The sequence below is a fragment of the Pseudomonas sp. BIGb0381 genome (genome assembly GCF_024809815.1).
In the GTDB taxonomy this organism is placed as follows: Bacteria; Pseudomonadota; Gammaproteobacteria; order Pseudomonadales; family Pseudomonadaceae; genus Aquipseudomonas.
Genome location: NZ_JANUEN010000011.1, coordinates 34,459 through 46,834, shown reverse-complemented (window position 1 = coordinate 46,834; position 12,376 = coordinate 34,459). Strand labels below are relative to the sequence as shown.

Annotated in this window: 10 protein-coding genes; 2 read left to right on the top strand and 8 right to left on the bottom strand. The window is 61.2% G+C overall.

Annotation, left to right across the window (positions count from 1 at the left end; translation table 11 throughout):
- Entirely contained in the window at positions 1–1,179 is a 1,179-nt protein-coding gene (locus M2397_RS24720; RefSeq protein WP_131696801.1) for an O-antigen ligase, read from the bottom strand.
- 148 nt (positions 1,180–1,327) lie between these two features.
- Between M2397_RS24720 and M2397_RS24715 the strand changes: the two genes are divergently transcribed.
- A complete protein-coding gene (locus tag M2397_RS24715; RefSeq protein WP_178116734.1) occupies positions 1,328–1,894 on the top strand; it encodes a toluene tolerance protein in 567 nt (188 codons plus the stop codon).
- Here M2397_RS24715 and M2397_RS24710 read toward each other — a convergent pair.
- The 7 genes from M2397_RS24710 to M2397_RS24680 are packed head-to-tail and all read right to left on the bottom strand — an operon-like array spanning position 1,883 to position 9,963.
- Positions 1,883–2,980 carry a glycosyltransferase gene (locus M2397_RS24710; RefSeq protein WP_131696802.1) on the bottom strand — a complete coding sequence of 366 codons (1,098 nt, stop codon included), beginning with the start codon at positions 2,978–2,980 and terminating at the stop codon, positions 1,883–1,885. The genes M2397_RS24715 and M2397_RS24710 overlap by 12 nt on opposite strands.
- Positions 2,981–3,019: 39 nt before the next feature.
- Complete coding sequence (locus tag M2397_RS24705) at positions 3,020–3,784, bottom strand: glycosyltransferase family 2 protein (RefSeq protein WP_131696803.1); 765 nt, start codon at positions 3,782–3,784, stop codon at positions 3,020–3,022.
- A 49-nt stretch (positions 3,785–3,833) separates the two neighbouring features.
- Entirely contained in the window at positions 3,834–4,790 is a 957-nt protein-coding gene (locus M2397_RS24700; protein ID WP_259244663.1) for a glycosyltransferase, read from the bottom strand.
- 11 nt (positions 4,791–4,801) lie between these two features.
- Entirely contained in the window at positions 4,802–6,199 is a 1,398-nt protein-coding gene (locus tag M2397_RS24695) for a PIG-L deacetylase family protein (RefSeq protein WP_259244662.1), read from the bottom strand.
- Complete coding sequence (locus M2397_RS24690; protein WP_259244661.1) at positions 6,196–7,092, bottom strand: antimicrobial resistance protein Mig-14; 897 nt, start codon at positions 7,090–7,092, stop codon at positions 6,196–6,198. The genes M2397_RS24695 and M2397_RS24690 overlap by 4 nt, the downstream gene beginning before the upstream one ends.
- Positions 7,092–8,222, bottom strand: coding sequence for a glycosyltransferase (locus M2397_RS24685; protein ID WP_259244660.1), 1,131 nt, complete (start codon positions 8,220–8,222; stop codon positions 7,092–7,094). The genes M2397_RS24690 and M2397_RS24685 overlap by 1 nt, the downstream gene beginning before the upstream one ends.
- Positions 8,206–9,963: a carbamoyltransferase gene (locus tag M2397_RS24680; protein ID WP_131696808.1), complete on the bottom strand. Its 1,758-nt coding sequence runs from the start codon at positions 9,961–9,963 to the stop codon at positions 8,206–8,208. Before M2397_RS24680 ends, M2397_RS24685 begins: the two co-directional genes overlap by 17 nt.
- Positions 9,964–10,279: 316 nt before the next feature.
- Between M2397_RS24680 and M2397_RS24675 the strand changes: the two genes are divergently transcribed.
- Positions 10,280–12,364: a TonB-dependent receptor gene (locus tag M2397_RS24675; protein ID WP_259244659.1), complete on the top strand. Its 2,085-nt coding sequence runs from the start codon at positions 10,280–10,282 to the stop codon at positions 12,362–12,364.
- Positions 12,365–12,376 lie beyond the last annotated feature (12 nt).

Genomic DNA, 12,376 nt, shown 5'->3' with positions numbered 1-12,376 from the left:
TCACTGGTTGGGTAGGACGCGAACTTTATCACACGCGTCGGGTTTGGCCCGAGCCCAGACCAAAACACTGGACATGGCAATCGGCAGCCAGGAGATAAACCACTCGGCCCGCGGCGTGCCGGTCAGGCTGGCGGCATCGAACTGCATGGCCAGGAACGAAAACACCCACATGCCGATGACGCCCTTGCCATAGAGCGTGTCGCGGGCCTTCCAGGCCTGCCACAGCACACCGAACCACAGGCAGCTCCACAGCAGCAGGCCCGGCAGGCCCAACTCGATGCTCACGTGAGTGAACAGGTTGTGGGAGTGATCAAAAAAGAGGTTATCGGCAAATACCTTGTAGTCCCCGCCCAGCCCCAGGCCGGTCCACGGGCGCTCGCTGATCATCTGCACGGCGGCCATGAAGATCTGCGGGCGGTAAGACACACCACGGGCCAGCATCAGGGACTGCATGGCGAAGAACACCGCTAGCGCCGCGATGACCGCGCCAATGGCAATCACCGTGCTACGGCGGTCACGGCACCAGGCGGGCATTGCCACCACAGTCAGCAACAAGGCCAGTGCGGCACCACGGCTTTGGCTCAACACCACGAAAAGCCCGAGAAAACCGATAGACAGCACCCACGCCACTTGCATCCAACGACCACGGGGCAACCAGTGCAACAGCCAAACTGCAGCCAGGCCAATCACGTAGGCGCCCAGTATCGGGTGGGACAACTGCCCTAAACCTTCGAGGCGGGCATTCCAGGCATTCTGCTCAAAGCCATAGAACTTGATGATCGCCACCAGCGACGACACGGCAAGCCCGAAGCCGCCCCACTGCATCACACGAATGACGCCTTCAGTTCGACCACACGCAAACACCGGGAAGAACAGCAGGAACACGCCGATGTACAGCAGACGCTTGGCCTCGCGCGACGGGTCTTGGGCGTTGGTCCACAACAGACTGATCGCCCCCCAGACGGCAAGCGCGGCGACCATCAGGCACAGCCAGCGCTGTTCGCGCCAGACTTCCTTGAGACGCTCACGGGCCGACCAGGCAAACACCATCGCCGGCAACCACAGAAACAGTGTCAAACCCTGTTGATAAATCTTATTGGTCGGGGCAAAAGCAATCGCCAACAAAAACCAAAGTAACCCGAAAATCATCCATACCTGCGCCCAACGACTTGCTTGCATCACCCGCTCCTGAATACGTTCAACCCGCCAACCCGGCATGGTTAAAACCCAAAACTTTCGGCATTATTACCGACCACTGTGCCCGCGACTCCCACAAGGCTTTCCGACGATGCAATGTTCAAGGCTTTCCCAAGCCGATTTAACCGCGATGATTGAAGGTGCCAAAATCCTGGAACAGGACAGCTATGGCCCCAAAGTCTACCTGCTGACCGACGGGAATATCCTCAAACTGTTTCGTCGCAAGCGCCTGCTTTCGTCCGCGCTGTTTCGCCCGTACTCCAAGCGTTTCATCGACAATGTGGCGCAGTTGCAACAGCGCGGCATCCCGACCATGACCGTGCTCGCGTTCTTTCAACTGACGAGGCCCGGCATGACCGCCGTACTCTACCGTCCTTTGCCGGGCGAAACGCTGCGCCAGATTTCCAATCGTGAAGGCTTTGACTGGCACACGAACCTCGACCCGCTCGTGGCCCTTATTCGCCGTCTGCATGGCGCGGGCATCTACTTCCGCTCGTTGCACCTGGGCAATATTGTCGTGACACCGGACAATGAAATGGGCCTGATCGACGTGGCCGACATGCGTTTCCTGCGCGCGCCCTTGAACCCGGAATTGGCAAGGCGCAACCTGCAACACTTCGCTCGCTATATTGCGCGCGAGAAGCTGAACGAGCGCTTTCCAATGCAAGCACTGGAGCAAGCGCTGCTAGCAGCATGAGAACAGCCGCCGGGTGGTTTCAGTGAAATCATTCCAGGCCTGCTCCGGCGCCAACGCCCGCGACTGAGCTTCGACTACCTGCTCGCCGGAACTCACGAACGCACGGGTCAGGAGGTCAGCCCAGGACGCGGTGCTGTCTACGGGCGCGTACCAGCCGGCATCACCCAGTTGTTCACGGAACACCGCCAGCTCACTGGTCAGTACCGGCACGCCAGCCATCACCGCCTCTTGCAGGATCAACCCCAGGCCCTCTTCCGTCGACGGAATGGCGACCCAGTCAAACGCCCGATAAAGGGTCGCCGCCTCAGGAAGATGCCCCGGCAAGGACACCTTGTCGCGCAAGCCAAGCGCCTCGATACGCGCCTCAAGCCTGGGTCTTGCCGGCCCCTCGCCGACGATCACCAGGCGCGCCCCCGGCTGATCGGCCGTTGCACTGGCAAAGGCTTCCAGCAAACAGCCAAACCCCTTGCCGTCTACCAACCGACCTACCGCACCCACCACCGGTGAGCTCTCCAACGGCAAGTCCAGACAGGAGCGAGCCTGCTCACGGGAAAGCGCTGCGGCACGAAACACAGCAGGATCGAAGGCACTGCGCAACACCGCCACGGGCCGTTGCAGGTAACGTTCAAGGGAGCTGGCGAGGGTTTGCGACACGGCCGCCAGCGTCAGTTGCGACGCTGGGAACTGCTCGAAGAGCTTGTGATCAGCTTTGCGCAAGCGCGTGACACCATGAAAAATCACCACTGCCCGCACCTGCGGCAGGTGCTTGAGCACCGGTAGAAGCACCCGCGCGACACCGATGCCATCAAGCAGCACAACCTGCACATCTTCAGGCAGGGCCTTCTGGAAGCGCGCGCGCATCCAGGGCATCAGCCACTTCCACAGGTGCCGCCCTTTGAGCCTGGCAGACGAGAGGTTCCACTCGACGGCCTGTTCGACCAGGCCATCGCTACCAACCGCACTGCCCTGAAGCAACCAGGTGTGAATCGGCACGTCGCCGTCGGCATGGGACAATATTTGCTGATGAACCTTCTGCACCGAAGCAAATGCAGAGCCACCAGCCCACATGATGTTGAGAATACTCATCGAAAAAACCTTATGCGGCGTTGGTAGAGCTCGTCGTATTTACTGGTGGATCAACCAGCCGATACCAACCCCCAGGATCAGCATGAGCACCAGCTTGATCCGCTCTCGCCGCTTACGCCGCGCCTTGGTCAAGCGCTCTGCTGCCGTCGCCACATGCAAACCAAAACCGGTGTGCAAAACGGCATCACCTTCCAGGGTAACCGCGGGCAGGTTCAACTGCGCGTAACGCCTGGAAAGCCCCTTCTCACCTTCAAAACCGGCATAGGGCGCACATAACCAATATTCCTTGATACGCCGCAGGCCCGGGTTCAGCGAAAACCCCTGCCAGTCAGGCTTATCGGACAGCAAGGGATAACAAGGCACCCCACCAATCACCTCACGCGCCCCCAGATGGATATAGGGACTGTGCACCTGTAAATCGTAAACGTAATTACGCAACCAGACCTGCAGAATATCGGGGCGTTGCTCCAGGACCGTCTTGGAATCCTCGACAAAACCGGGTCGATAAAACGCCCAATCATCTTCGCAATGGAATATGTACGGGGTCTTGACCAACCCATAGGCCAAGTCGATGGATGCCAATTGCCCCAGCTTCGGACGGTTGATCAAGAACGTACAATGGCCGAGCCAATGCTCAGGAATCGCCAGGCGTACCGCGTCATCGCCAGAGTCTTCGGTAATGAAGACTTCGCGGATGGTCGCTGTGTTGAACAGATCGAAGCTCGCGAGCGTGCGCTTCAGCAAATCGAAGCGACCACAACTGGTCACGACGAGCGTTATATCGCTTTGAGGGGAGAACTGCATTCAAGCCTCGAAATATCATAAGGCCACCAGACGCGGCCACTGGCAGATATCAAACGCCTAGTTTCAAGCGCAATGTTTCCAGCAAACTCAACGGTGCTCGGGGACGCAGCGGCGGCTCCAGGGCCTCGACAATGCGCTGGCCGATGCGCGCAAAGCTGAACTGGCTGACCGCGAGGTCTTGCCCGCTGCGCGCAATCTCAGCCGCCAGTTGAGGATTTGATCGCAATGCGGCGAGTTTTTCCTGCAACTGGGGAATGTCTTTGTAGAACACCACATTGACCATGTCCTTGAAGCCAAGGGCTTGGTTTTCCCCGGCCCCCTGGTCAAACGCCAACAGCACACAACCACAGGCCATGGCCTCGAAGTTCTTGATCATATACTCGCCCATGCCCACGTCGGCACTGACGAAAAAACGAATCCGGTTGAGGGTCGTGCAATATTCCTCACCCGATTTGGTGCGCGTGACCACCAAAGGTTCAACGCGGGCCAACTCATCGAGCAACGCCTTGCGACCGCTATAGGCCACGCTGTTGGTGCTGCCGACAAATGCCAGCTCAATGTCACGCTCCAACCCCTGGGCCTGCAACAGCGCCTGATCGTAGCCCTTGGGCACGAACACCGCATCAAAGCCCTCGGCGCGCAGGCGCTCGGTCACCATATACCCCGAGCTGATGACCCGGGCCCACGGCAAGCGACGGTAATGGGCACTGAACTTGCCCGTGTACTTGCAGGGAATGTAGTTCTGGTAGGCGTCGTGTTCGAGGATCACCAGGTTCGGGATCGTACGGATAAAGCCGGCCTGGCGAATTTCCTGCTTGAACCGCAGGAAAAACACGATGCGGTCATAACGGGTCACGTCGACTTCGCGCCTGAAGTAAGCGCGCAGGTTGCGCTGATCAGCGCTGCTCAGCCAACGCGTATCACACTCGCAGTGCTCGGCGATGCCTTCGTACAGGCGATCCAGAATCGCGCGCTGTTCTTTCTGTACCAGAAACAAAACTTTCATGACCTTTCCTTTCACAAACGCCAGAACAACTCATGCCGTCGTACGGCCTTGCGGAAAAACTCGTTCTCACCATAAGGCGACCGCGCCCGCCCCGCCAAGACCCGCTGCAGCCAGCGCCGCACACGGCGCTTGAACGGCGGGGCGGGTTGCAGGTCATGCATCATGCCCAGCGCCATGGCCTTGTCGCGCTGCTGTGCCGGCGACAGCGACAGGCTGCACGGCCACAGTTCCTGCGCGTCATCGAACAGCGGCGGCAAGGCAATACCGGCACCCGCGTCCCCCATGGGCCAGCGGTCGTTGTCATGCAGGTGGTTGGCGTAACCGAGCACGGTGGTCGGCTGCCACTCCAAACCTTGCAAGGCTTCGATCACCGCTTGCTGCGCGCAGATGTGATCAGGATGGGGATCCAGGATCGGATGGGGCAAGACGATTACTTCAGGGCGCGCGGTCAGCAGTAACTGACGCAGATCAGCGAGCAGGTTCTGCCAGGTCGGCAGGCCATCGGCATCCGCCGGCAACGGGAAAGGATTGAATTGCCGGAACAGTCGGGTATCCGACAGGTCGGCCTCGCGCGAAGCGATCGGCTGATCAGGCGCAGCGCGCATCGCCGGCAGTTGCAGGCAGAAGTAACCCAGCTGTACGCAGTGCGCCTGTGGCACCCCGGCCCAAAGCGGCACGGCAATGCTGTCCCAGGCACGCAGGCGCCCTTTGATTCGCGCGGCCTCGACCGGATCCAGGCCCATGTGCTGATAGTGCTCGGCTTCGATTTCACCGGCGGTGAGGGTCACGATCCACGGCTTGTCGGCCTGGCTGTAAAGGCCAAAGGCAGCCAGTTCGGCATCGTCGGCGTGAGGCGCGATAACCATGACCCGTTGCGCCGAATAATCCGGCGTACCCCAGGCCCACAGCCGAGGAGCGCCCTGCAGGCTGCAAAAGCGCCCGCGTAAACGCAGCTCACCGGACATCAGGGCCGGTGCCCAGCCACTGAGGTTCAGATAACGGACACCGTTTACCCCACGCTCGAAAGCTTGCCGGTCCGTGTTGTCACCCGCCGAAATTTCAACCACAGGGTCGAGAAAACGTCCCAGCCAGCTGCCCTTGACCTTGATAGCCAACACCAGCGTCGCCTCGGCGGGCAGCGGCGAATCCACCACCAGCCGGCTACCTTCGAAGCGAACCCCAGCCACCTCGGCGTCCGCCGAAAACCGGTATTGGTAATCTTCGTTGGGCGCATAAAACAGATGGTCGGCAAACCATGCCTCATGGGCGACCCAGGCCAGCACACCGAGCACCACTGGCAACCACCAGGCAATCCAGATGCCAATCACCACCAGCAACAGCAGGCCAATCAGCAGACCGACCCGTTTATTGCGCCGATGGCGCTTGAGTAACTGCTGTTTGCGGCTCATACGGTCAGCACCGGCACAGGGTTGCACCAACGGTCCTTGTACTCGCGGTCGGCACGCCCGAAGGAGAACCGCAGCGGCTTGCCAACTTCACGCGCCTGTTCCCAGGCGCTCTGGGTATTGAGGAAACTCAAGACACTGCCCGGACTGAATGCACGGGTTTCAGGGTCGACACCACCGTTGACGTACTCCACGCTGATCCACTCCGGCGACTCGACCCGGTACACCAACTGGATAGCGATGGGCGCGTCATTGAGGAAAATCACCGAGCCGATCAGCCAGTCGCGCAACAGCTCGATCACCTCGGCCATACGTTCGGCGCCCGTGGCGACAAAGCCCCAGCGACGCAGGAACAGGTCGCAGTAGATCGCAGCCAGTTCCCCACTGGAAAACTCGCTCACCGGCCGCACCACACCCCCGGCCTCTTCGAGCAAGCGCAGCTCGCGACGCTGGTTGTAGCGAAACTTCTTCGACAGTTCTTCCGGGGTGCGGGCCATGGCCAATTGTTCGGCCTGGGGCTTGAGACCGCTGAAACGGCCTTCGTTCAGCGCCGACAAGTAGCGTGCGCGGTGCCGCAAGGGCGCCTGGGCTGCAGGCGCGGCCGGCAGGATCAACTCGGCGTTACCCAGGTCGAACAAGCCTTTTTTGCCGCGCTGCTTGAGCACATCCTTGGACAAGGCCAGGTCGCGCCCCCAGGTCGCGATGCACGCCTGAAGCTCGCCACCCTGCTCCCAGGCCAGGTAACGCACCGGGATGTCGGCCAGCCCGGCCAAACGTTCGATCACTTGCGGATGGGTCGCGACACTGCCGCCAAAACGCTGCCAGGCATCGCTGTAGACCGGCGCGTCGACGACGGACCAGCCACGCTCACGCCAGCCTTGGAATCGATTGAGCATCAAGCCCCCGCAGTCAGTTCAATAACGTGCGGCAATTGCCAGAAGGTATCGCGTACCGCCTGGTCCGAGAAACGCTCGCGCAGGCGCTCCAGCATCATCTCGGCGCACTGCCGTTGCTGGTGTTGATCCATCGCTGCCAGGTGCCGCAGCCCCTGGGCGAGGTGTTCGGCATCGCCGAAGGGAAACAGGATACCCACGCCTTCGACCACTTCCTTCGCGCCGCCACAGGCCGTGGCCAGCAGCGGTACGCCGGCCGCCATGGCTTCCAGCAGCACCATGCCAAAGGGTTCGTGGTCGGAGCTCAGGGCAAACACATCGAATGCACGGAAATACCGGCGCGCCTCCGGAACCTGGCCGAGGAACAACACCTTGTCGGCAATGCCCAGCTCGTGTGCGAGGGCCTTGAGGTTCTGCTCCAGGCGCCCGCTGCCGAGGATCGCCAGGCGGCTTTCAGCCGGCAGGTGCGGCAGCGCCTGGGCAAAGCCCTTGAGCAGCGTGGCCTGGTCCTTGTCCGGGTGCAGGCGGCCGACATTGCCGACCACCCACTCGTCCGGCGACAACCCCAGCGCATCGCGCGCCTCATGCGCAGGCACCTGGGTGGCCTGCAAAGCGTCAACGTCGATGCGGTTATACAAGGTCTGGATACGTGCCGCAGGCCAGGTCGGCAAGCAGTGGCGCATGTCATCACGCACCGCGTCGGAAACACCCAGCAGGCTCAAGCGTTTGCGGAAAATCCCGGCAAACAGCTTGCGGCTGCGGCGCTGGTAATCACCAAAGGCGTGATGTACGCCAATCACCGGCAGCCGCGTGCCGAGCAAGGCAATGTAGATCGGCTTGAAACGGTGCGCGATACAAAAACTGAAGTTGCGCGACGCGGCGATCTTGCGCAGTTCACGGATGGCACCCAGCTTCAGGCCACGAATGGCCTTGGAGCTGAATTCCATGAACAACACCTCATCGGACGCACAACCGGCGGCCACTTGCGGGTCGGCGACCCCGGTGAGAAACACCGTGGTCACCTTGTAGCCGGAGTCTGCGAACAAGCTGGCGTACTGCCGCGCGCAGTCCAGGAACGGCCCGTCATAGCCATGGCAGAACTGCAGGACGTGGCGTTCAGCCGAGCGCGTCATAAGGGTCCACGCCGTCTTTGACGACCAGGATGTCTTCCATGATCAGGTATTGCAGGTCGGAGCCGAAGAACATGTTCAGCGCGTCGGTCGGCGAGCAGATCATCGCTTCGCCACGACGGTTGAGCGAGGTGTTCAGGGACACGCCATTGCCGGTCAGTACTTCCAGCTCTTTCATCATGTCGTAGTAGCGCGGGTTGTATTCGCGCTTGAGCACCTGGGCGCGGGAGGTGCCATCTTCATGGACCACTTCCGGCACGCGGGTCTTCCACTCTTCCGACACTTCAAAGGTGAAGGTCATGAACGGCGCAGGGTGGTCGACCTTGATCATCTGCGGCGCCACGGTGTCGAGCATCGACGGGCAGAAAGGCCTCCAGCGCTCGCGGAACTTGATCTGGTGGTTAATGCGGTCTGCCACGCCGGTTGCACTTGGGCAACCGATGATCGAACGACCGCCCAGGGCGCGCGGGCCAAACTCCATGCGCCCCTGGAACCAGGCCACCGGGTTGCCGTCGACCATGATCTTGGCGATGCGCGCAGGCATGTTCTCGATCTTGCGCCAGTTCGGCTTGCTCTCGTGCCTGGCGCACGCGGCGATTACGTCTTCGTTGCTGTAGGACGGGCCGAGGTAGACGTGTTCCATCTTCTCCACCGGTACACCACGGGCGTGGGACACGTAGGCGGCGGCACCGACGGCGGTGCCGGCATCGCCGGACGCCGGCTGCACGAACAGCTCCTTCACGTCGTCACGGGCAATGATCTTCTGGTTCAGCTTGACGTTCAGCGCGCAGCCGCCGGCGAAGGCCAGCTTGCCGGTGTCCTTGAGGATGTCGCCCAGGTAATGGTCGATCATCTGCAAGGCCAGCTTTTCAAACAACGCCTGCATGCTGGCGGCGTAGTGGATGTACGGCTCGTCGGCGATGTCGCCTTCGCGCTTGGGGCCCAGCCATTCGATCAGTTTCGGCGAGAAGTAGAAGCCCTTGCCCTTCTCTTTATAACGGCGCAGGCCGATGACGTTGGCGTAGTCGGTGTTGATCACCAACTCACCGTTTTCAAACGAAGCCAGGCGCGAGAAATCGTATTTGCTGGCATCGCCGTAAGGCGCCATACCCATGACCTTGAACTCGCCGTCGAGCATCTCGAAACCGAGGAACTCAGTGATCGCGCCGTACAGGCCGCCGAGGGAGTCCGGATCGTAGAATTCCTTGATCTTGTGGATCTTGCCGTTCTCGCCGTAGCCGAAGAACGTGGTGGCGTACTCACCCTTGCCGTCGATCCCGAGGATCGCGGTCTTCTCCTGGAAGCCGGAGCAGTGGTAGGCGCTGGACGCGTGGGCCAGGTGGTGTTCAACCGGTTCAATCTTGATTTTCTTCGGATCGAAGCCCAGTTGCTCCAGGCACCAGACGATCTTGTTGCGATAGCGCTTGTAACGACGGTTGCCCATCAGGATCGCGTCGAGTGCGCGGTCCGGGGCGTACCAGTAACGCTTGGCGTAGTGCCAGCGCGCCTCGCCGAACAGGCTGATCGGGGCGAACGGGATCGCCACCACATCAACGTCGGAAGGCTTGATGCCGGCCTGTTCCAGGCAGAACTTCGCCGACTCGTAGGGCATGCGGTTCTTTGCATGTTTGTCGCGTACGAAGCGCTCTTCTTCGGCGGCCGCGATCAGCTTGCCGTCGATATACAAGGCTGCGGAAGGATCATGGCTAAGGGCGCCGGACAGGCCAAGAATCGTCAATGCCACAGGGGTCTAGCCTCTTTTAGTCTGCATGCAGGCGGGTTGCGCCTGAAAAAAGTGTGCTTCCCGCCTGGGCAGGAAACAGCTAAAGGGCGGGATTATAGCTCAAAAGCAGTGGAAAGCTGTTAGCGGCGAGCGGCAAGAGTCGCCTGCCATCGCCGTTCGCAAAGGCCGATCACGCTGACGCGCCCCGCCTGCGCCCAGTGCGACCGTGCTGATCGGTCGCACTGCCGGATTCCTGAATGATAAAAATCCTCCAAGCCACTAAACTCGCGCCCTTTTGCGCGTTTACACCCTAAGCGCTACGGATTCCGGCTGACTCATGACCCCCCTCGCCCGCTGCAACCTGCTGCTGCCCGGCCTGCTCGCCCTGTGCGGCATCGTCCAGGCTGATGATACCGCCCTGATTCTCGACCCCAGCGTCGTTACCGGCTCGCGCAGCGCCAGCCCGACCTTCGACCTGCCGTACTCGGTGGACGGCATCAGCCGCGAGCAGATCAGCGACGGCCAATTGGGCATCAACGCCTCCGAAGCCCTGTCCCGCGTGCCAGGCCTGGTGGTGCAGAACCGCCAGAACTATGCCCAGGACCTGCAGATTTCCTCCCGCGGCTTCGGCGCCCGTTCGGCCTTCGGTGTGCGCGGCATCAAGCTGATCGCCGACGGCATTCCCGCCAGCACCCCGGACGGCCAGGGCCAGGCCGCCACGTTCAACCTCGACACCGCCGAGCGCATCGAAGTGCTGCGCGGCCCGGCCGCCACCCTGTATGGCAGCAATGCCGGCGGCGTGATCCAGATGTTTTCCCGCGATGGCGAAGGCCCGCCGCGCATCGGCGCCGAAACCCTGGTGGGCAGCGACGGCCTGAACAAAAACCACCTGAACGCCGAAGGCGCGGCGAATGGCGCAGGCTTTGTACTCGACGCCTCGCGCATGGACACCAACGGCTACCGCGACCACAGCAGCGCCCGTCGCGACCAGACCTTCGCCAAGCTCAATGTCCAACCGGATGACGACAGCAAGCTCGCGCTGATCTACAGCAGCCTGGAGCAGAATGGCACCCAGGATCCATTGGGACAGACCTGGGACGCCTACAAGGCCGACCCGCGCTCGGTGAGCACCAATGCGCTGACGTACAACACGCGCAAAAGTATCGATCATCAGCAATTGGGCATGAATTATGAGCGGTACTTCGGTGATGCGACGCTGCAGGTGAACGGGTATACCGGGCGGCGGAGTGTGATTCAGTATCTGTCGATCCCCAAAGGCACGCCGGCCAACGAACGTGGCGGTGGCGTGGTGCAATTCGACCGCAAGTTCTACGGCGGCAGCGTGCGCTGGTTGCAGCCCGTCGAAAGTGCACCGGGGGACTTGATGATCATTACCGGGCTGGATTTCGACCAGAGCGAAGACAGCCGCCATGGCTATCAGAACTACCGCGGCAACACCCTTGGCGTAAAAGGCCAACTGCGCCGTGATGAAGTCGACACCGCGCGCAGCCTGGATCCGTACCTCCAGGCCAACTGGACCCTCGACCGCTGGACCCTGCAAGCGGGCATCCGTCACAGCACCATGCAGATGGATGTCGATGATCAATTCCTGAGCAATGGCGACGCCAGCGGCAGCAAGACCTATCAGAAAAACACCCCATCCATGAGCGTGATGTATGCGTTCACGCCCGAGTTGCACGGCTACGTCAGCGCAGGCAAAGGCTTCGAAACGCCGACCCAGGCCGAAATGGCCTACGCGCCAGGCACTGTCGAGGGTTTCAATTTCGGCCTGAAACCGTCCGAAAGCACCCAATATGAAGTGGGCTTGAAGGCCCAGGTGAACGACACACGAATCAACGCTGCCGTATTCCAGATCACCACCGAGGATGAACTGGTGGTCGACCAGTCCCTCGGCGGCCGCACCAGCTACCAAAACGCCGGCCGCACCCTGCGCCGGGGTTTCGAACTGGGTATCGAAAGCCAACTCGCCGAACACTGGAGCACCAACCTCGCCTACACCCGCCTGCAAGCTACCTACGACAGCGACTTCACCAGTGGCACAACTCCCGTGGACAAAGGCAACTACCTTCCCGGCGTACCCCAAACCACGCTGTTCGCCGAGCTGAACTGGAAACCCCTGGACTGGGTCAGCACCGCTGTCGAGGGCATGTACCGCAGTAAGGTCTACGTCGAAGACACCAACAGCCAACACGCCGCGCCGGGCTACAGCGTGTTCAACTGGCGCGCACGGTTCGAGCAGAAGGTCGAACACTGGACCTTCCACCAGACCCTGCGCCTGGATAACCTGCTGGACCGCCAGTACGTCGGCTCGGTGATCGTCGGCGACGGCAACGGCCGCTACTACGAGGCGGCACCCGGGCGCTCGTGGTATGCCGGGGCGGGTGCCGAGTATCAATTCTGAACGCCCCACACA

Coding starts and splice junctions, on each gene's coding strand:
- M2397_RS24720 (WP_131696801.1), bottom strand. CDS start 1,179: ATGCAAGCAAGTCGTTGGGCGCAGGTATGGATGATTTTCGGGTTACTT.
- M2397_RS24715 (WP_178116734.1), top strand. CDS start 1,328: ATGATTGAAGGTGCCAAAATCCTGGAACAGGACAGCTATGGCCCCAAA.
- M2397_RS24710 (WP_131696802.1), bottom strand. CDS start 2,980: ATGAGTATTCTCAACATCATGTGGGCTGGTGGCTCTGCATTTGCTTCG.
- M2397_RS24705 (WP_131696803.1), bottom strand. CDS start 3,784: ATGCAGTTCTCCCCTCAAAGCGATATAACGCTCGTCGTGACCAGTTGT.
- M2397_RS24700 (WP_259244663.1), bottom strand. CDS start 4,790: ATGAAAGTTTTGTTTCTGGTACAGAAAGAACAGCGCGCGATTCTGGAT.
- M2397_RS24695 (WP_259244662.1), bottom strand. CDS start 6,199: ATGAGCCGCAAACAGCAGTTACTCAAGCGCCATCGGCGCAATAAACGG.
- M2397_RS24690 (WP_259244661.1), bottom strand. CDS start 7,092: ATGCTCAATCGATTCCAAGGCTGGCGTGAGCGTGGCTGGTCCGTCGTC.
- M2397_RS24685 (WP_259244660.1), bottom strand. CDS start 8,222: ATGACGCGCTCGGCTGAACGCCACGTCCTGCAGTTCTGCCATGGCTAT.
- M2397_RS24675 (WP_259244659.1), top strand. CDS start 10,280: ATGACCCCCCTCGCCCGCTGCAACCTGCTGCTGCCCGGCCTGCTCGCC.